Origin of the sequence: Kribbella antibiotica (assembly GCF_004349055.1) — a bacterium.
GTDB classification, from domain to species: Bacteria; Actinomycetota; Actinomycetes; order Propionibacteriales; family Kribbellaceae; genus Kribbella; species Kribbella antibiotica.
The window spans coordinates 1-18,237 of sequence record NZ_SMKX01000167.1 but is presented as its reverse complement, the minus strand read 5'-3'; the positions used below and the strand labels follow the sequence as shown (position 1 = coordinate 18,237).

At 68.0% G+C, this 18,237-nt stretch carries 17 protein-coding genes; 7 read left to right on the top strand and 10 right to left on the bottom strand.

Annotation, left to right across the window (positions count from 1 at the left end; translation table 11 throughout):
* Nucleotides 1-895 (bottom strand): sensor histidine kinase (locus E1263_RS36035; protein WP_202869223.1); only part of this gene is annotated, 895 nt, incomplete at its 3' end.
* Nucleotides 896-1,082: 187 nt separating this feature from the next.
* Between E1263_RS36035 and E1263_RS36030 the strand changes: the two genes are divergently transcribed.
* Nucleotides 1,083-2,531 carry an alkaline phosphatase PhoX gene (locus tag E1263_RS36030; protein WP_132175757.1) on the top strand — a complete coding sequence of 483 codons (1,449 nt, stop codon included), beginning with the start codon at nt 1,083-1,085 and terminating at the stop codon, nt 2,529-2,531.
* A 31-nt stretch (nt 2,532-2,562) separates the two neighbouring features.
* Here E1263_RS36030 and E1263_RS36025 read toward each other — a convergent pair whose 3' ends face one another.
* The 3 genes from E1263_RS36025 to E1263_RS36015 all read right to left on the bottom strand — a co-directional run bounded on the left by E1263_RS36025 (nt 2,563) and on the right by E1263_RS36015 (nt 6,286).
* Nucleotides 2,563-3,027 (bottom strand): hypothetical protein, encoded by a 465-nt coding sequence (locus E1263_RS36025; protein ID WP_132175755.1) that lies wholly within the window; start codon nt 3,025-3,027, stop codon nt 2,563-2,565.
* Between the two features lie 5 nt (nt 3,028-3,032).
* Nucleotides 3,033-3,632, bottom strand: coding sequence for an RNA polymerase sigma factor (locus E1263_RS36020; RefSeq protein WP_132175753.1), 600 nt, complete (start codon nt 3,630-3,632; stop codon nt 3,033-3,035).
* A 65-nt stretch (nt 3,633-3,697) separates the two neighbouring features.
* Nucleotides 3,698-6,286, bottom strand: a complete 2,589-nt coding sequence (locus E1263_RS36015) for a CHAT domain-containing protein (RefSeq protein ID WP_165956865.1) — start codon at nt 6,284-6,286, stop codon at nt 3,698-3,700.
* A gap of 84 nt (nt 6,287-6,370) precedes the next feature.
* On the opposite strand from E1263_RS36015, the gene E1263_RS42980 reads away from it, so the two are divergent.
* Nucleotides 6,371-7,633: a S8 family peptidase gene (locus E1263_RS42980; protein ID WP_165956864.1), complete on the top strand. Its 1,263-nt coding sequence runs from the start codon at nt 6,371-6,373 to the stop codon at nt 7,631-7,633.
* Between the two features lie 238 nt (nt 7,634-7,871).
* Here the strand turns inward: E1263_RS42980 and E1263_RS36010 are convergent, their stop codons facing one another.
* The 3 genes from E1263_RS36010 to E1263_RS36000 form a co-directional block, all read right to left on the bottom strand.
* Nucleotides 7,872-8,279 carry an SEL1-like repeat protein gene (locus tag E1263_RS36010; protein ID WP_132175749.1) on the bottom strand — a complete coding sequence of 136 codons (408 nt, stop codon included), beginning with the start codon at nt 8,277-8,279 and terminating at the stop codon, nt 7,872-7,874.
* A gap of 14 nt (nt 8,280-8,293) precedes the next feature.
* A complete protein-coding gene (locus tag E1263_RS36005) occupies nt 8,294-8,746 on the bottom strand; it encodes an SEL1-like repeat protein (RefSeq protein ID WP_132175747.1) in 453 nt (150 codons plus the stop codon).
* 81 nt (nt 8,747-8,827) lie between these two features.
* The gene (locus E1263_RS36000; protein WP_132175745.1) at nt 8,828-9,256 is read right to left on the bottom strand and encodes a hypothetical protein; all 429 of its coding nucleotides are present in this window, start codon (nt 9,254-9,256) and stop codon (nt 8,828-8,830) included.
* Nucleotides 9,257-9,501: 245 nt separating this feature from the next.
* On the opposite strand from E1263_RS36000, the gene E1263_RS35995 reads away from it, so the two are divergent.
* Entirely contained in the window at nt 9,502-10,614 is a 1,113-nt protein-coding gene (locus E1263_RS35995; protein WP_132175743.1) for a sugar phosphate isomerase/epimerase family protein, read from the top strand.
* A 70-nt stretch (nt 10,615-10,684) separates the two neighbouring features.
* Here the strand turns inward: E1263_RS35995 and E1263_RS35990 are convergent, their stop codons facing one another.
* Entirely contained in the window at nt 10,685-14,110 is a 3,426-nt protein-coding gene (locus E1263_RS35990) for an error-prone DNA polymerase (protein ID WP_132175741.1), read from the bottom strand.
* A gap of 49 nt (nt 14,111-14,159) precedes the next feature.
* Nucleotides 14,160-14,726, bottom strand: coding sequence for a TetR/AcrR family transcriptional regulator (locus E1263_RS35985; protein ID WP_165956863.1), 567 nt, complete (start codon nt 14,724-14,726; stop codon nt 14,160-14,162).
* 37 nt (nt 14,727-14,763) lie between these two features.
* On the opposite strand from E1263_RS35985, the gene E1263_RS35980 reads away from it, so the two are divergent.
* The 4 genes from E1263_RS35980 to E1263_RS35965 all read left to right on the top strand — a co-directional run bounded on the left by E1263_RS35980 (nt 14,764) and on the right by E1263_RS35965 (nt 17,531).
* Entirely contained in the window at nt 14,764-15,162 is a 399-nt protein-coding gene (locus E1263_RS35980) for a nuclear transport factor 2 family protein (protein WP_132175737.1), read from the top strand.
* 62 nt (nt 15,163-15,224) lie between these two features.
* Nucleotides 15,225-15,791 carry a TetR/AcrR family transcriptional regulator gene (locus E1263_RS35975; RefSeq protein ID WP_132175735.1) on the top strand — a complete coding sequence of 189 codons (567 nt, stop codon included), beginning with the start codon at nt 15,225-15,227 and terminating at the stop codon, nt 15,789-15,791.
* On the top strand, nt 15,788-16,984 hold the full coding sequence (locus E1263_RS35970; RefSeq protein WP_132175733.1) for a cytochrome P450: 1,197 nt from the start codon (nt 15,788-15,790) through the stop codon (nt 16,982-16,984). Before E1263_RS35975 ends, E1263_RS35970 begins: the two co-directional genes overlap by 4 nt.
* A gap of 43 nt (nt 16,985-17,027) precedes the next feature.
* The gene (locus tag E1263_RS35965) at nt 17,028-17,531 is read left to right on the top strand and encodes a GNAT family N-acetyltransferase (RefSeq protein WP_132175731.1); all 504 of its coding nucleotides are present in this window, start codon (nt 17,028-17,030) and stop codon (nt 17,529-17,531) included.
* On the opposite strand, the gene E1263_RS35960 is transcribed toward E1263_RS35965, so the two are convergent.
* A complete protein-coding gene (locus tag E1263_RS35960) occupies nt 17,526-17,993 on the bottom strand; it encodes a hemerythrin domain-containing protein (protein WP_132175729.1) in 468 nt (155 codons plus the stop codon). The two genes, E1263_RS35965 and E1263_RS35960, sit on opposite strands and share 6 nt — an antisense overlap.
* Nucleotides 17,994-18,237: the final 244 nt, after the last annotated feature.

Sequence of the window (18,237 nt, the reverse complement as noted above, 5' to 3'; positions counted from 1 at the left end):
CCCCTGGGTCCACTGACCCCACCTCCACCGCCAGGCCAACATCCCATCCGCTCCCCCGCACCCGCTCCACCAGCTCAGCAACATCCCCCAAGCCCGCCACTGGCTCCACCGGCTGCTGTGGATCATCGCGCAGCACACCAAGGATCCGCCGGGTATCCCCGAGTGCCTGCCGAGCGTACGCACCAATCGTCTCCAGCGCCGCCACAGCAGCCGCGGCCCCATCCACACCAGTGTCCTCAGCCCGCGCCCCATCTCCCACGGCGGGAGCCGCGGCGGCGTACCTACCTCCGTCTGCTTGGGCTATTACTACGGCCAAGGAGTGGGCAACCACGTCGTGCATTTCGCGAGCTATGCGGGCTCTTTCGGCCAGCACTGCCAGTTCACGTTGGGCGTCGACCTGCGAGCGACGGAGTCGTTGCATAGTGCCGACAGCCCACGCCGCGATCACCATGCTCGCCAGGAACGCACCAATCACCAGGTGCGCCACCAACGACTCCCGCAGCCGCGGCCACTCCACACCGCCGAGCACCGCACCCACCAAGCCAGCGAACAGACCAGCCCGGCTCGCCCAGCGTGGTCCGTAGGCGGCAACCGCATGAACAGCCAGCGGCACTGCGACATCAGCCGGTACGGCGCCTACTGTGCCGCGGACGGTCAGCCACTGCGCCAGCGCGACAAGCGCGGTCGCCGCCAAGCACCACACCGGCCAGCGTCGTCGTACGACTAAAGGAACCAGCAACAACGTGGTGAACAGGAAGTAGGGGCCCTCGGCATGGACCACGCGGCCGAAGACCACGGCCAGCGCCAGCAGGACAGCTGCGAGGGCGGTATCGACGGCGTGCGAGTGGGTTCGCGCCCATGCTTCGATCCGCTCGCCTCGCACAGTCGCAAGCATAGGCGCGAGTATAGGGTGGCCTAACTTTTTCGCTCCCGGCGACGAGCCGACCACGCGCTGCCGATGACCGGCGAAAACAACATCTCGACGCCACCCCAGGACGCTCGTTGTTCAGCTTGCGTTTGCCGAATGGCAGTCCTCGCCACGAGAGGATCAGACGTTCCGCTTACAGCGTCCAAGGAGCTCCATGTCCGTCGATCGTCGTTCCGTCCTGCGTGGCGCCGCTGCCGGGGCCGCCGGTGTCGGTTTCGCCACCGCTGGTTCCATGCCGACCCTGGCCGAGGCCACGCCGGCTTCCCACGGCCACCACTCGCCGTTCCCGCAGCACAAGCCGTTCCCGCCGCTGCTGGACGACCCGGCCGGTGTGCTCGCGCTGCCGGCGGGATTCAAGTACCGGATCGTCACCAAGGCCGGTGAGACCAAGCTGAAGTCCGGGCAGCCGACACCGGATGCGCACGACGGCAACGCCGTGTTCCCCGGCGGCCGGCACGACGCCTACCGACTGATCCAGAACCACGAGATCAGCGGCAACAGCGCCCTCGGCGTACCGCAGATCGCGGGCACCGTGTACGACACCGGCGTCGGCGCAGCCGGTGGCTGCACCGTCATCTCGGTCGACCGCAACGGCAAGAACCTCGGCGAGTGGGTCGCCATCTCCGGCACCCTCACCAACTGCGCCGGCGGCCACACGCCGTGGGGCACCTGGATGACGTGCGAGGAGACCGAGAGCAAGGCCAACGGCACCACCCGGCTGAAGGACCACGGGTACGTGTTCGAGGTCTGGGGCGACGGCGAGACCGCGCACCCGGTCCCGCTGAAGGCCCTCGGCCGCTACGCCCACGAGGCGCTGGCGATCGACGAGGACCGCGAGCACATCTACCTGTCCGAGGACGCCTCCGGCCCGAACGGGTCGTTCTACCGCTGGTCCGCCCCGCGCGGGTACCAGCTGAGCTCGCGCAGCTGGAAGGACCTGCAGGACAAGGACTTCGGCACCCTCGAGGCGCTGGCCATCCTGGGTGACGACGGCAAGCCGATCCCGGATGTCGCCTACCTGACCTCAGCCCAGCTGCTGCGTCCGTTCCGGGTCGCGTGGGTGAAGGTTCCGGACCGCGACGCCGCCACCACCCCGGTGCGCAAGCAGTTCACCGATGGCCAGATCACCCGCGGCAAGAAGTTCGAGGGTGTCTACGGCACCAAGCACGGCGCGTACGTCGTGAACTCGTACGCCGCCTCCGGTACGGCGGATGTCCCGGTCGACGGCGTCCCGCACGACGGCATGGTCTGGTTCTACAACTACGAGAACAAGACCATCCAGCTCGTCACCTACTTCCCGGAGAGCGCCGCCGCGAACAAGGGTGCGGACGCCAAGTACCAGGACTACAACTTCGACGGCCCGGACAACGTGACCGTCACCCCGTGGGGTTCGCTGATCCTCGCCGAGGACGGCCAGGCCGCCAGCCACGTGCTGAGCGCCGTACCGGGCGGTCCGACCTACGCGATCGCCCGGAACCAGCTGAACGACTCGGAGTTCACCGGGCCGGCCTTCTCGGCCGACGGCAAGGTGCTCTTCGTCAACATCCAGGACCCGGGCATCACGCTGGCCATCACCGGCCCGTGGCGTGACTACCTGGGCTGAGCATCACCCACTGCACCGGCTGGGCTTCGCCTTACGGCGTGACCCAGCCGGTCAGGATGGTCGGTCCGTCGTCCGCGACGAAGACCAGGCGGTAGGGCACCTTCGGCAGCGGCTTCAGTACGACGAAGCCGAGCTCGTCGACCCGTCCGGTCGCCAGTACGCCGGAGTCGGTGCGCGCGGTGATCTCGCCCGCGGCCGGTGGGTCGAGCTGGCCGAGCAGCCCCTCCGGGGTGAGCTCGATCTCGATCGTCCAGCCGTCCGAGGCGAACGTCAGCGACCGAAGCGTCGCGCTCTCCGCCGAGCGGACCGGGGCAGCCTCGAGGCCGGCCCAGGCCGAGTCGTAGGTGAGCGCGGCCAGTTCGGCATCGATGGTCCGCCAGGCGAAAGCCGCCTTGCCTGCCTCGACGAATGCGCGTGGCACCTCCTGCTCGGTCACCAGCGCATCGCGCAGTACCTCGAGCAGCTGGCCGTCGTCGTTCCAGTCGGTCTCCGTCACCCCACTCACCTCCTCGTTCCCGTGCTTTTTCCCGTGTTTGTTCCGGAGTCGTCGGCCAATCCGGCCAGCGCCGGTGTCCGTCGCAGCCGCTCCAGGCACCGCGCCCGGTTCGGGCCGATACTTCCCACCGGCATCGCCAGCTGCCGGCTGATCTCGTCGTACGGCGTCGGTGGGTCCTTCGTAATCATTGCCAAGAGCAACTGACAGCGCTGGGACAGTTGCCCGAACGCGCTGCGCACAATCGTTCGTTGTTCATGCCGGAGCACCTCCTCCTCCGCCACGGCCGGCTCCACCGCATCACGCTGCTCGGCGGGGTCGACCGGGTCGACCCGGCTGGCCGCACGCAGCAGGCGGAAACACTCCCGTTGCGTGGTGGTTGCGATCCAGCCGGGAAGAGCGGCGGGCTCCCGGAGGGTGGGCAGGTGTTCGATCAGGCGCAACCAGACGCCCTGGCCGACATCGTCGATATCCGCAGGCGTCAGCCGGTACCGGCGTCCGATCCCCCAGATCAACGGTGCATACCTCTCGACCAGTTCGTCCCACGCGCCCTTGTCCCCGTCGACCGCCCTGTTCACCAGAGCGACAACGACCGGATCGTCCCGCATGCCCCTTCTCCTTCCCCCGATATAACCTCGGAGCGACCTGGGTCGCCTGTTGATACAACAATCACTCAAGCGCCGAGCGCGACGAACGACCGGCCGGCCGCATCCGCCACCGGATCCGTGCCCACCGCCGTCCGGGCGAGGGCGAAGGCCTCGGCCAGTGTTCGGCCCGCCTGCAGATGATCGTGCAAAGCGGTCATCAAGGGAACCGTAGCGGGATCATTGACCGGCACGACACTCGCGAGGATGCCGGCCGCGCCCAGCGGGACCAGGCTGCTGGTCAGCCCGAGCAGCTCGTCGGCACCGACCGGCTTGGCCAGCCCGGAGTCGCAACTCGACAACACCAGCCGGTACGGCGCTCGCCGCAGCCGCTCGAAGTCATACACGGTCAGCGGCCCGTCATCGAGCCGCAGTGAGGAGAACAGCGGACTGTCCGCCCGGAACGTGCCGTGCGCGGCGATATGTGCGATCCAGGCGCCGTCCAATTCCTTCAGCACGCGTTCCGCCGTGGCTGTGCCATCCCGCAGTACGACGGCGTCCGGGTACTGCTCAGTCAGCCGGTTGATCTCCGCGCGCCCGGCGGTCAGCCCCGGCCCGAGCACCAGCACGACCCGGCGATCCGAAGGCGGCCGCAATCGCCGCGCCCGCAACCACATGGCCGCCGACGGCACAACATTCACCGGCCGGTCAGCGAGCGCCGGGATGAGCGCCCAAGGAACCGCCTGCAGACTCGCCGGCGGCACCATCACGACGGCGCGGTCGCCCAGCACCTTCTGCACGGGCCCCAGGATCGCGTCGCCCAATCTCGCGCCCAAAACCTCCAACGACGGCCCGGTCCGCGACCGCCCGTGCGCCAACCACCGCAACCGGAACCGCGATCGCTCGACCTCGATCGCAGCAGCCGCTAACGGACCCACCTCGTACCGCGTCAGCTCCCCACCGGCAGCAACCACCGCATGCAGCGTCCCGCCGACAGCAATCAGCTCAACCAGCGCTGTGTCGCCGAGCTCCGCCTGCAGCTCGGCGATCTCGAAGCCGCTTTCAGGATCGCCCGAATTGTTGCCTTGGGCCCGTAAAGCTCGCTCGCGGACCGCTGCTTCGAGGCGGCGGCGGTCACGTTCGAGGGACGCCGGGCGAATGGACTCGGGGGTGGACTCGAGGCGGCCGACGACGTCGCGCAACTGGGCGAGGTCGCGGATCAGCTGCTCGTCGTCGGGTGGGCGCACCGACGGGACTGTCAATGCGGTGGCGCGCCAGCGCTCGGCCCAGGTGAGCAGGCCGCGAACGTCGTCGTGGCGTAGCGCCTCACGCAGCGCCAGGTCGGCGAGCTCGGCACCATGGCCGGTGGCGCGGGCACGCAGCTCGGTCGCACCCATCATCAAGCGGTATTCGTCGAGCGTCTCAAGACCGCGGCCACACGCGGTCAGCATCCGCTTCACCTCACCACGAGCCTCGGCCCGCAACGCACGGCCGAGCCAGGCAGCACTACGCACCGGCGGCGGAACATTCTTCGATAACCGGCCGGCCAGCTCGAGCTGCCGATCCGCGGTCCGCTGACGACCCTCGGCCAAGGCCAGCCGTCCCGCGAGCAAATGGGCTGCCGCCGCTTCCGACGTACCGAATTCGTCGAGCCTGGCCGCGGTCCGGACCACCTGGCGCAGCAACTGTGGGCCGCGTTCGCCTGATCGGAAGCGAGCCTCCAGCTGCAGCATCGAGGCCCGAACCGACCACCACGAACGCCGTTGCGCGGAGAACAATCGTCGAGCCCGCTCGGCGCGCTCCTGCGCTGCTGCGGGATCACCGGCCGCCAACGCTGCGCTCGCCGCGGTGAACAGCACCTCGGCACGTTTGGGCGCCGGGGCTCCGCTGGTCTCCATCCGGCCGATCGCCTCGTCCGCCTCGGTGAGCGCCTCGGCGGTCAATCCGGCCGCCATCAGCACCGCACACCGATCGATCGTCAGGTCCGGCCACACCACGCCGACCCCTTCGTACCCCTGCGCGGCCTCTTCCAAGAACTGCAGCGCCGCCGGCAGGTCACCCCGAACAAAAGCGACCCAGCCACGGTTCTGCCGAGTCTCGGCGTACTCGAAGTCCTGCCCGAGCGCGGCATACAACCGGCCTGCCTGCTCGAAGTCGTCGCTGGCCTGCCGCGTCCCACCCAATGCGATCTGGATGACGCCGCGATAGTTCCGGCAGCGCGCCTCCCAGAGCTGGTCGCCGGACTTCCGCAGCCGGCTGATCGCCAGCCGCAGATCCTCCAGCGCCTCCTGATACCGCCCGAGGACGAGGAGCACATCAGCCCGTCGCAACAGGACCCGACCGGCCAGCGCACCCTTGCTCAGCTCGACAGCTCGATCCAGGTGGGTCAATCCCTCCCGGCTCTTGCCCGCACGACCGAGCGTCGCGCCGAGCGTGGCCAGGACGTCGGCCTCCCGCTCGGGCAGCCCCGACTCCTCGGCAAGCCGGAGCGCCGTCCGCAGCTCGCGGATCGCAGTGTCGACCTCCCCGAGCTGCCGGTACGCGATCGCGGTGGCCTGATGAGCGAACGAGGCAGGCTCCGCGGGCGGTCCGCCGGCAAGCAGCAACCGCGCCGCCTCGATCGCGTCGAGGGGACGCGACATGGCCAGCGGCAGCAATTCTTCCGGTGCAACCGTCATCGAGTCTCCCCCAGTCCGCCGGCAGAGTGGAATGATATCGATCTGACTCGACCATTTCAGTGATTCGAGGGGGACGCAGTTTTCATGGCAGACGAAGGCAAGCAACCGGCCGGCGAGCGCGACCAGAAGTACATCGCCCAGATCAACCTCATCCTGAAGGGTTTCGGCAAGAACGTCGAGGTCTTCCCGCTCAAGTGGCAGGAGACCGGCGCGGACTATCTCTACCACGCGGGCTTCGTCCTGATCCGGGACGAGGACCTGGAGCGCGTGATCCGGCTCTTCGAGGGCGGTACGGCGAGCGAGGGCGGCATCGGCGGGGTCACCCGGCTGAAGCTGCCGGCGAAGGTGCCACCGGGCGCGCCGGAGGACCCGTCCCCGACCCAGCGGTTCCTGAAATACGCCGACCTGCGGCTCGGGCGCGGCATCGTCACTCCCGAGCACCTGTTCTACGTCGTACCGAGCTGCAGCCCGTGCCCGGCGACTGAGCCTGAAGAGGTCAAGGCCACCGAGCCGAAGCCGTACATCGACGACAAGACGACCACGGGCAAGGGCGTGAAGGTCGTCGTACTGGATGTCGGTTGGTCGCCCGCGCCGTCGGCCTCCTGGCTGAACGGCGTGACCGGTGAGCTGGAGAGCGCGTTCGACGGGGCCGGGCTGATCAAGCCGTACGCCGGTCATGGCACGTTCATCGCCGGGGTGCTGCGGTCGATGGCGATCGAGACCGAGATTGTCGTACAGAGTTACTTCGACAACGCCGGAGCGATCTGGGAGTTCGATCTGGCAGCTGCGCTCGACGAGGTGCTGGATCTGGCGCCGGACATCATCAGCCTGTCGGCGGGCACGCGGACCAGGTTCGACCTGCCGCCGCTCGGGCTCGATGTGTTCATCGAGTCCCGGCTGAATCGGGTCAACGGTCTGGTTCTGGTCGCAGCGGCCGGGAACGAGTCGACCCGCGACTACTTCTGGCCGGCCGCCTTCCCGGAGACCGTCGGTGTCGGCGCCCTCGACGAGGCCGAGACTGCACGGGCGGGGTTCAGCAACTTCGGCAGCTGGGTCGACGTCTACGCGCCGGGCGAGAACCTGACCAACGCGTTCCTGACCGGCGAATACCACTGCACCGAGCCGCCACACACCGGCGAGGTGCGGCACTACGCCGAGATGGCCCGCTGGAGCGGTACGTCGTTCTCCACGCCGCTCGTGGCCGGTTTGATCGCCGGCCGGATGTCGCGCACCGGCGAGAACGCCCTGCAGGCCGCCGACGGTCTACTCGCTTACGCCCTCGGGCAGGCGATCCCGGGTGTCGGGCCGATCCTCAAGCCGGGCGACGCGCTCAACAGCACGCCCTAATCAAGCCGGTCCCTGCCAGCTCAGTCAGGTGAGTTGGCAGGGACCGGCAGCACGCACTGACGCGGTGCCGAGAAGCTTCGGCCTGACCACCGAAACTCCTCGCACACCGCGTCAGCCCCTCCCCCCACGGAGGCCGTCGTCCTGCCCTCCCCCCGGAGGCACCACAACGACGTTCCATAGTGCGGAGTCCGCACGCCGGACCGGTGATACACCCACTTTCAAAACTTTTTTCTGGCCGTCAGTTCCCGGGGTTCAGGAACATCTGAGCCATCGGATGGCCCTTCGCGGCAGCTCGCTCGAGCCACGGCTGGGCGGCGCGACCATCCCGCTCCAGGAGCACCGTCGCCAGCTGCCACATCGCCTCGACGTCACCCCGCTCCGCGGCCACCTGCAGCAGCCGCTCGGCCGCCTTCTTGTCACCGGCACCTCTGGCTTCCAGCCCGAGCTCCCGGACCTCGGCGACATTCGCGCCGACCGGTGTCCGAAATCGCGCCCGCCGCTCCGCCCACTCGAGTGCGCCGAAGATCAGGCCGATGGGATAGAGCCCGGCACAGATCCACAGAAAGATGCTGTTCCCGGTGATCAACTGGACGACGTTCGACACCACTGCCAGCGTCAACGTGACGAACGCCAAGATCCCCGCCACAGCGCCTGTCCTGTTCACAGTGGAGTCGTGCCGTCCATGTTGAGGGCGTGCCCGGAACGGAAGAGACGCTTGGCGAAGAAGTGGCCGTGCTCGGCCGCCATCCGGAACCAGGGCTCGGCGGCCACGAGGTCGCCGTCGCGTAAGTCGTACAGCCGGCCCATATCCCACATCGCTTCGACGTCACCCTTGTCGACGGCGAGCAGCAGCAGTCGCTCGCACTCGACCAGGTCGCCGTTCAGCTTCGCGACCGATGCCAGCGACCGCAGCGCGTGCGTATTGCCCGCGTCGGCGGCCGTCTGGGCCTCCTCGACGGTGCGGAACTTCCGTTTGCCGCGCAGCTTGCGCAGCAGCAGCCCGAGCAGCCCGAACGCCCAGATCACCCATCCGACCTTGAGCAGCCCGTCGTTGTCGCTGATCAGTCCGGTGATCGAAACCCCGGCAGCCACCAGCAACAGAAATATCGCCATCCAGCCCCCCAGCCCAAGCCGCCTCCCGGCGGTCTCCCTGCACTCAACTTAATTGACGCAGGGCGCACCGGCGACCTGAAATCAGCGGGCCTGGGGGTTCTCACACAGGAACGGCGCGCGCGACCCACCCGAGTGGTATTCGTACTTCTTGCCGTCCGCCTCAAGGATGATCCGCATCCCGTTGATCAGGGCCTGCGTGTACCGCATCCCCTCCTCCGGACAGCCCAAACTCCCGTCCGACCAGGTGATCTCCTCGGCCGAAACGACCTTTACCCCGGCCGCCTGCACACCCAGCTTCTTGACCAGATCCGCGGTCGCCTGCTCCACCGCCGTACCACCGGGAGTCCCGGTCGGCGCCGCACCACCCGGCGTCGGCACACTCGAACCGCTCTCGGACGGATTCACAGTCGGGGCTCCTCCCGCTCCAGATTCATTGCCACAAGCAACCAAAACCAGCATCGCGGCAGCACTCGCCACCAGCGCCGTACCGAACCGTAGCTTCATCGTCATCACCTCCCACCCTAGACGCAGCCGGAAGCCCGTTCGTTGCAGCTGCTTCGTGGGGCTATCTGAGATATGTCTTGCGACCAGTAGAAACTTCGGCGCGCCTCTGTAAAGGTTTTCCTGACTCTGTCACGAGTACCCAACACCGTCGACTCCTTCCCGCCCCAGTCGGCCGCAGTCGCCTGCGGCACACCTCCTTCCGAGGTACGAGCCATCCACGGCGCCCTCCGTGGTGAGAAAGGCGTGACTCCATGCACGACAAGGAAGAGCAGGCTCCGGCCAGATTCACCCGTCGCAACGTACTCACGGCCTCCGCAAGCGCCGCTGCCGCGCTCGGCGCGGCCGGACTGCCGGTTCTGGCCACCGGAGCTCCGGCGTTCGCCACCGGCGGCGACCGTGGCCACGGTGGTGGCCTGCGGGCCGAGCCGCTGATCCCGTCCCGTCATCGCGGGATCATCCTGTACAGCGTCCGCGACCGGATCGGCGCGGCGCCGGACACCAGCGGCGTGCCGTACGGATTCGAACGGGTGCTGGCCCGGCTGGCCGAGATCGGCTACAAGGAGGTCGAGTTCGCCGGCTACACCCAGAACACCGCGATCCTTGGCCGGCAGATCACGCCCAAGGAGATCCGGAAGATCCTCGATGACAACGGGCTGATCGCGAACGGAACCCATACCCAGATCAGCCCGGACACGTTCGAGCAGCAGATGGACATCGCCCAGGAGTTGGGCATGAAGCACATCGGCACCGGCGGCGACCCCACGAACAGCGCGTACAAAGCCGACTGGGACGCCGCCGCCGATGTCTGGAACGAACTGGGCCGTCGCGCCAAGGCGCGTGGCCTGCGGCTGTACACCCACAATCACGACACTGCCTACAGCTTCCTGCTGGACACCGGCCCCTTGGACGCGGCAGGCAAACCGACCCGGTCGTCCGGGGTGCGCCGGCTGGAGTACTTCTTCGACAAGGCCGACCCTCGCTACGTGTTCTTCGAGATGGACATCTTCTGGGCGTACGTGGCCCGGTTCAAGCACCGGACGTACACCGACTGGCGAGGCAACCAGCAGACCGACCTGTTCGACCCGATCCTGACCGTGGCCCCGCGCACCACCCGGTTCCCGTTGTTCCACGCCAAGGACGGCGACCGCAACGCGGCCGTTCCGGACGGGTACGACATGGTCCCGCTCGGCGACGGCGACATCAACTTCCAGCAGTTCTTCCAGACCATCGGCGAGCCGAACCTCCACCATGCGAACTGGGAGCACGACAACGCTTCCGGCGGTACGGCGGTTCCAGCACAGTCGTTGAACTTCGCCGCGTCCAGCTACACTAACATGTCCGAGCTGACCATCTATCGCCGCTGACTTGTTGTGGCTTTTTCGCTCACCCCAACCCCACAGCCAACGACTGTGCTTCATCAACGACTGTGCTTGATCAGCGGAAGTCGCGCGACGGCGTACGGGTGGCCAGGGGAAGGCGTTCGAGGGAGTCGGCGGAGAGGTTGGTGACTTCGCCGGCGCGTTCGACGCGGCCGCGGATGATGAGGGCGGTGGCGTTGCGGGCGACGGCGGCATGCCGGTGCCAGCAGCCTTTGGTGACGATGATGTTGGCCATGCCGGTTTCGTCTTCGAGGTTCATGAAGGTGACGCCGGAGGCGGTGGCGGGGCGTTGGCGGTGGGTGACCACGCCGGCGACGCGGACGCGGGTGCCGTCGGGGACCTCGCGGAGTTGCGCGGCCGACAGGATGCCTTCGGCGCGGAGCTGGTCGCGGACGCGCTGCATCGGGTGGCTGGTGGCGGTGATCGAGGTGGACCAGAGGTCGGCCATGTCGGTCTCGATGTCGCTCATGCCGGGCAGGGTGGGTGGCGCTCCGGCGGCGGAGACGCCGGGCAGCCGGTCCGGGCGCTCCTCGGCGGCTCGTCCGGCCTCCCACAAGGCCTGCCGCCGGTCCAGCCCGAAGCAGTCGAACACCCCGGCCGTGGCCAGCGCCTCGACCTGCGCGGCAGTGATCCCGGTACGGCGGACCAGGTCGGCCATATCGCGATAATCGCCACCCTGCTCGCGCTCCTCGACGATCAGCGTCGCGCCCTTCTTCCCCACCGTCCGGACCTCCGACAATCCAAGCCGGACGGCGAAAGCGCCGTCGCGCCGGTGTTCGCTCGAATCGAATGGCTTCGACAGATCGAACGGTCCGACCGGCGGTTGCGGATCCTTCAGGCAGCCCGGTGATCCCGTCGGGCCGGTCAGCTCCTGGCCGTCGACCAGCAGCTCCAGCTTGGCCTCGATCCCGGACCGCTCCAGATCAGGACGCCGCACCTCGACACCGTGGCGGCGCGCGTCGGCGACCAGGGACTGCGGTGAGTAGAACCCCATCGGCTGGGCTCGCAGCAGCGCGGCCAGGAAGGCGCCCGGGTAGTGCAACCGCAGCCAGGTGCTCGAGTAGACGAGGAGGGCGAAGCTGATCGAGTGCGACTCGGCGAACCCGAAGTTCGCGAAGGCTTCGATCTTGGCGTAGATCTCGTCGGCCAGGTCGCCCTCGATCCCGTTGCGCTCCATCCCGGCGTACAGCTTGGCCTTGAGGGACGAGATCTTCTCGACGCCGCGTTTGGAGCCCATCGCGCGGCGCAGCAGGTCGGCCTCGTCGCCGTCGATCTCGCCGACCGCCATCGCCATCTGCATCAGCTGCTCCTGGAACAGCGGCACGCCGAGAGTCCGCTGCAGCACCGGCTCCAGCTTCGGGTGCAGGTAGGTGATCGGCTCCTCGCCGGTCCGGCGGCGGATGTACGGATGGACGGCGCCGCCCTGGATCGGGCCGGGGCGGATCAGCGCGATCTCGGTGACCAGGTCGTAGAACCGGCGCGGTTTCAGCCGCGGCAGCGTCGCCATCTGGGCCCGCGACTCGACCTGGAACACGCCCACCGAGTCGGCCCGGCACAGCTGGTCGTAGACCCCGGCTTCCTCCTTCGGGATGTTGTGCAGCTGCCAGGACTCCCCCAGCTCGTCGCGCACCATGTCCAGGCAGTACTGCAGCGCGGCCAGCATCCCGAGCCCGAGCAGGTCGAACTTCACCAGCCCCATCCACGCACAGTCGTCCTTGTCCCATTGCAGAACGGTGCGTTTCTCCTTGCGGGCATGCTCGATCGGCACCACCTCACCGACCGGCCGCTCGGTCAGCACCATGCCACCGGAGTGGATGCCCAGATGCCGCGGGAACTTCAGCAGCGCGGTCGCCATCGTCACCACCCGCGGCGGAATGTCGTGCTCGGTCGACGTGATCTCAGGGCTCCAGCCGTCCACCTGCTTCGACCACGCGTCCTGCTGACCGACCGAATACCCCAGCGCCTTGGCAACATCCCGTACGGCGGACTTGGGGCGGTAGGAGATCACATTCGCCACCTGGGCGGCATTCCGGCGGCCGTACTTGTCGTAGACGTACTGGATCACCTCTTCGCGCCGGTCGGAGTCGAAGTCGACGTCGATATCCGGCTCCTCGGCCCGGGTCGAGGCGAGGAACCGCTCGAACGGCAGGTCGTACAGGATGCTGTCCACCGCGGTGATCCCGAGCGCGTAACAGACCGCCGAGTTCGCCGCCGATCCCCTACCCTGGCAGAGGATTCCTTCCCGGTGGGCGAAGCTGACGATGTCGTGAACGATCAGGAAGTATCCCGGGAAGCCCTTCGCCTTGATCACGGCCAGCTCCCGCTTCAGCCGCTCGTACGCATCCGGTCGTTGTTTGCGTGTCCCATACCGCCGGGCAGCTCCCTCCATCGTGACGTGCTCCAGCCAGCTGTCCGGATCATGCCCCTCCGGCACATCACGCAACGGCAGCTTCGGTTTGGCCCGACCGAGGTCGAAGGCGAGCTGGTCGGCAAGCGTGACTGATCGGGCGACAGCATCGTCGTACCGGCGGAAGCGGTAGGCCATCTCTTCGCCAGTGCGCAGGAACGCCATCCCGCTGGGTGGTAGCCAGCCGTCCATCGCGTCGAGGTCACGGCGAGCACGGACCGCCGCCAGCGCGGCGGCCAGCTTGTGTTTCGACGGGGTCGCGTAGTGAACGTTGTTGGTGGCAACGATCGGTAGACCCCTGTCAGCCGCCAGCCCAGCAAGGATCTTGTTGCGTGTGGTGTCGGCCGGCAGATGGTGATCGGTCAGCTCCACCACCACTCGATCCTTGCCGAACAGATGCGTCAGCCGATCCAGCTCCTCCCCGGCCACCGCCGGCCCACCGCGCGCCAGCCCTTGCTGCACCAGCCCCTTGCGGCACCCGGTCAGCACCACCCAGCTCGACCCGCGTTTCGCCAGCTCCTCCAGGTGATAGACCGGCCGCCCCTTCTCCCCACCGGCCAACTGCGCCTCGGTGATCGCCCCGGCCAGCTGGTGATACCCCTCCTGCCCCTCGGCAAGCACCAGCAGGTGACTCCCCTCCGGATCAGCCACCCCGTTCTGCGGACCGGTCAGCCCGAGCGACAGCTCCGCCCCGAACACCGTCGGCAATTTGTAGGCCGCCGCCGCCTCCGCAAACCTGGCCGCCCCGTAGAACCCGTCATGATCCGTCAACGCCAGCGCATGCAGCCCCTGCCGAACCGCAGTCTCCACCAGCTCCTCCGGCTGCGAAGCCCCGTCCAGGAACGAGTAGTTCGAGTGCACATGCAACTCCGCATAAGCCACCGAAGACTCGCCCCGCTCAACCTTCGACGGCAAATCTTCCGAGGGCACATAGGGCCCCCGATGCTGCGACCAAGCAGGACTGTCCCCACCATCCGCCGTCACCGGCCGCCCGCCATGACTGCCCGGCCGCGACCGGTCGGAGAGCTTGCGCTCAAGCTCCGACCACTTCACCGGCGGATTGTTGTACCCCATGGCGACCTCCTGCCGCCATACTAGAACAAATGTTCGACTCCGCAAAAACCTAGTCGAGCGCTCGCAACACGAGTCTCATGGCACGTTCGCCGCCCGCGGGATGGACGTACGCCGCGTGGGCGGCGGCAACGATCGCCGCCAGGTCGCGCTCGTCAATGTCGCGATCGACGGCCCCGGCTGCGCGAGCGCGGGACAGCAGTAGACCCATCGCGCGATCAAGTTCGGCAACCGGCCCTTCGACGTTGCGGGCACCAGCCTGCAATCGTGCGGCGAGCTCATGGACCTCCGCCCCCTCGGTGACCAGCCGCACCAGAAAGTCCCGCAGCGCACCGCCTGCGTCGTCGGCGGACGCGGCAGCCGAATTTGCCGCGACCAGAAGGTCCTCCACCGCTGCGGCGAGGACCGTGTCGACCAACTCGGCCTTGGTCCGGAAATGCCGGTGAACCGTGCCCGCGCCGACGCCGGCCCGCCTGGCGATCTCATCGAGGGACACGCCGAGCCCCGCCGCCACAAACGCCTCCCGGGCCGCGGCCACCACCTTGGCGCGATTGGCGACGGCGTCGGCCCGGCGCGGACCGGTTGAAGCGGGGCGCTCGCCCCGTTTAGGATCAGTCATCGTCCTCATCCTCCCCCACGACCGCCCAGGAGCGCCGATGCCACTGACTACCGAAGACCGGCTGGCCATTCACGAACTGGTTTCACTGCACGGACATCTCGCCGACGACCGGCGGTCCGACGAACTCGGACTCCTCCTGACGCCGGACGCGTCGTACGACGTGACTGCTTATGGCCTGGGAATCGTCCAGGGACTGCCTGCCCTCATCGAACTCTTCAGCTCGGCGCCCGGTGACCAGCCCGCCGGGCATCACGTCACCAACGTGATCGTCACGGCCGTCCCTGATCTCGACGACCGCGCCCGGGTCCGCTCAAAAGGGCTCTCAGTGATGGCGGACGGCCGGGCGGGCACAGTCGTGTACGAGGACGAGGTGGTGCGGACAGCGGACGGATGGCGAGTCAGCGCTCGCGTGGTCGTGCCCTCGCGGGCCGCCTGACCCGCCGTCCTTTCCCGCCCGAACCCTTTCGCTGGCGCGAACAGCACTGTACCTTCGCGAACATGAGTGTTCGCGTGGTTCCTGCACAGTCACTGCCCGGTACGACGGGTGCTGCGACGCCCGAGCAGGTTCTCGATACGGCCGCGGCGGTTCTCGCCAAGGATCCGGCCGCCTCGCTGGGGCAGATCGCCCTGGCCGCGCGAATCGGCCGGACCACGCTGCACAAGCAGTTCGCGACTCGGCACGATCTGCTGGTCGGCGTGGCGTCGCGGGCGCTCGACATCAGCGAGGCGGTGGTCGCTGCCGCGCCGGACGATCCTGATCCGCTGCGCCGGATGGTCGTCGATCTGCTGCCGTTCGGCGCCTATTTGACGTTGCTGACGGCGCAACCCGAAGTCTTCGCGGACGACTCCATCACGGCCAGGACCGATGCCCTGACCGCGCCGATCGCCGCGATCGTCGCCGGCGCCGGGGGCGTGCGTCCCGGCGTACCCGACTGGTGGCTCGTCCGATCCCTGCATGCGCTGATGTTCACCGCCTGGGAGCTGGTCCAAGGCGGGTGGCTCGCACCGCGGGACGCGCCCGATCTGGTCCTGTCGACCTTCACCGGAGGAGTGCTGACGCAATGACTGCTGTGCTTGACGAGTTCTGGGCCCGATCCGGCCCGGAAGACCCGTTCCCGATGTACGAGCGGCTCCGGGCCGACGGACCGATCGTCGGTTCCGCGCCGGAGTGGGTGACGACCGATTACGCCGTCTGCAACGCGGTCCTCCGGGATCGGCGCTTCGGAATCCGGCCGGTCGGCGACCCGGCGCCGACCTCGGAGGACACCTCGGGCAACACCCTCGACCTCGGATTCCTCGACCGCGAGCCACCGGACCACACCCGGTTGCGGCGACTCGCGGCGCCGGCCTTCCGGCCGAAGATGATGGCCGGTTACGCCGAGCGGATCGCGGACTTCACCCGCGACCTGATCACCGGCATCGAACGCCGGGCCGCGGCCGAGCCGGACCGTCCGTTCGACCTGATCGCCGACTTCGCCGCACCGCTCCCGATCGGTGTCATCACCACGCTGATGGGCATCCCGGACGCGGACGTCGACCGGCTGTCCCAGCACGGCACCGTCGTCGGTTCGGCGCTGTCGGGCATCAACGGTCCGGCCGAAGCAGCCGCGCTGGCCGCCGCGAACGCCGAACTCTACGAACTGTTCAGCGAGCTCATCCCGCTGAAGAAGGCACGTCCGGGCGACGACGTGATCAGCTACCTGGTCGCCGCCTCGCCGGACGGCATCACGCCGTACGAGCTGCACACCACGGCAAGGCTGCTGCTCATCGCCGGGTTCGAGACGACCGTCAACCTGATCGGCAACGGCATTGCCGCGCTGCTTGATCATCCGGAGCAATGGGAGCTGCTGCGGGCCGAGCCGGAGCGCGCGGCCGCCGCCGTCGAGGAGGTCCTGCGGTACGCGCCGCCGGTGCACAGTACGGGCCGCGTCGCGCACGAGCCGGTATCGATCGCAGGCGTCGACCTATCCCAAGACGGTTGGATCCTGCTGCTCCTGGCAGCCGCCAACCGGGACCCCGCCGTCTTCAGCAATCCCACCACCTTCGACATCACCCGCCCCCGGCAAGCCGAGCACCTGGCCTTCTCAAGCGGCATCCACTACTGCCTGGGCGCCCCACTGGCCAGGCTGGAGGCCGAGATCGCCTTCACCGAACTAGCGGCCAGACTCCCGAAGCTCCACCGCCCGGCGGATCCGCCGATCTGGCGAGATTCGCGAGTCATCCGCGGCTACGCAAGCCTGCCTCTGCTGGCCAGCTGAAAACAGTGCACCGCGCTCGGCCGGCAAGCAGTACCGTCGCGGAATGAATCTCAGCACCCGCCGACTGATCATCCGGCAGTTCCAGCCGGATGATCTCGCCGACTTCCATGCCTATCAAGCAGACCCGCTGGTACGGCGGTACTTGCCCGGGGAGCCGATGAGTGTCGAGCAGGCAGCGGAGTATCTGGCGTCGCAGGCGGAGTTGGGTGAGCGTGAAGTCGGCGCCTGGCATGGGTACGCCGTCCAGGACACCTCGTCGGGGAAGTTGATCGGCGATATCGGTGTCTACCTGGCGTCCGCGGTGGAAGGCGATATCGGGTTTCAGTTCGCCCCGGCCTTCCATCGCCAGGGCTACGGTCACGAGGCCGCAACCACCTTCCTGGCTTACCTGTTCGAAGAGCTCGGCCTGGCACGTGTTACAGCGGGCTGCGACGAAGCCAACGCCGGATCACGCGCGCTGATCGGTAGTCTCGGCATGACTCCACAGCCCGGGGTCAGCACGGACGGCAGTTGCCGCTACGAGCTGCCCCGCGACCAGGCCTCATAGCGGGCCGAAGACCTCCTTGACGGCGGCGTCCAGCTCGAGGTTTTCCAGCACTGTCAGCAACTGCTTCTCTTCATAGCGGAAATGGTTCTCCATGATCGCGGCCACGCCTTCGAGGTGCCGGTCGAGCTCATCGGGAGTCGCCGATCGTTCGACTGCCTGGCGCAGACCTTGCAGCAGGTGCGAGATCATCGAGTGGTCTTGTTCGAGCGCACGCAGTACCGGCGCGAGGTCCGGATGCGCGGCTTCGATGGCGGGGAACAGCGCACGGTCCTCGCCCCGATGGTGGCCGTCGAGCGCGGCACAGAATCCATGACAGTAGAGCAGCAGGTCACGCGTCGCCTGCTGTCCCGTCCCGTCGCGCACGGCCTGCCGGGTGACTTCCAGTGCATCGCGGATCCGGAGGTGCACCTGGCGCAGTTCATTGCTCCAGGCAACCAGCCTGGTCGTCTCGCGCTCAGTCACGCGAGAACGAAGAGAGGGACGATGTCATCGTCGGCTCCTTCGGTTCGGCGCCTCCATGCCTGACACAGACTGCCACCGCACGCGACGCTGCTGCCAGCCTAAATCCCTCCACCCGTCGGCTGCAACCAGCCGCCAGGTCAGCTTTGCGTGGCGTTGCTCCTGCCGGGCGCGATGCCGGAGAAGTACGCCGCTGAGCTGTTGCAGAATCGGCGTGGCTGGGGGCGGGTCTGGGGGTGTCTCTTAT

What these genes read in the sequence shown, in the direction of transcription:
- E1263_RS35995 (WP_132175743.1), top strand. Translation starts at nt 9,502, where the DNA reads ATGCACGACAAGGAAGAGCAGGCTCCGGCCAGATTCACCCGTCGCAAC.
- E1263_RS36005 (WP_132175747.1), bottom strand. Translation starts at nt 8,746, where the DNA reads ATGGCGATATTTCTGTTGCTGGTGGCTGCCGGGGTTTCGATCACCGGA.
- E1263_RS36020 (WP_132175753.1), bottom strand. Translation starts at nt 3,632, where the DNA reads ATGCGGGACGATCCGGTCGTTGTCGCTCTGGTGAACAGGGCGGTCGAC.
- E1263_RS35970 (WP_132175733.1), top strand. Translation starts at nt 15,788, where the DNA reads ATGACTGCTGTGCTTGACGAGTTCTGGGCCCGATCCGGCCCGGAAGAC.
- E1263_RS36030 (WP_132175757.1), top strand. Translation starts at nt 1,083, where the DNA reads ATGTCCGTCGATCGTCGTTCCGTCCTGCGTGGCGCCGCTGCCGGGGCC.
- E1263_RS35975 (WP_132175735.1), top strand. Translation starts at nt 15,225, where the DNA reads ATGAGTGTTCGCGTGGTTCCTGCACAGTCACTGCCCGGTACGACGGGT.
- E1263_RS35990 (WP_132175741.1), bottom strand. Translation starts at nt 14,110, where the DNA reads ATGGGGTACAACAATCCGCCGGTGAAGTGGTCGGAGCTTGAGCGCAAG.
- E1263_RS35985 (WP_165956863.1), bottom strand. Translation starts at nt 14,726, where the DNA reads ATGACTGATCCTAAACGGGGCGAGCGCCCCGCTTCAACCGGTCCGCGC.
- E1263_RS36000 (WP_132175745.1), bottom strand. Translation starts at nt 9,256, where the DNA reads ATGACGATGAAGCTACGGTTCGGTACGGCGCTGGTGGCGAGTGCTGCC.
- E1263_RS35980 (WP_132175737.1), top strand. Translation starts at nt 14,764, where the DNA reads ATGCCACTGACTACCGAAGACCGGCTGGCCATTCACGAACTGGTTTCA.
- E1263_RS36015 (WP_165956865.1), bottom strand. Translation starts at nt 6,286, where the DNA reads ATGACGGTTGCACCGGAAGAATTGCTGCCGCTGGCCATGTCGCGTCCC.
- E1263_RS35965 (WP_132175731.1), top strand. Translation starts at nt 17,028, where the DNA reads ATGAATCTCAGCACCCGCCGACTGATCATCCGGCAGTTCCAGCCGGAT.
- E1263_RS42980 (WP_165956864.1), top strand. Translation starts at nt 6,371, where the DNA reads ATGGCAGACGAAGGCAAGCAACCGGCCGGCGAGCGCGACCAGAAGTAC.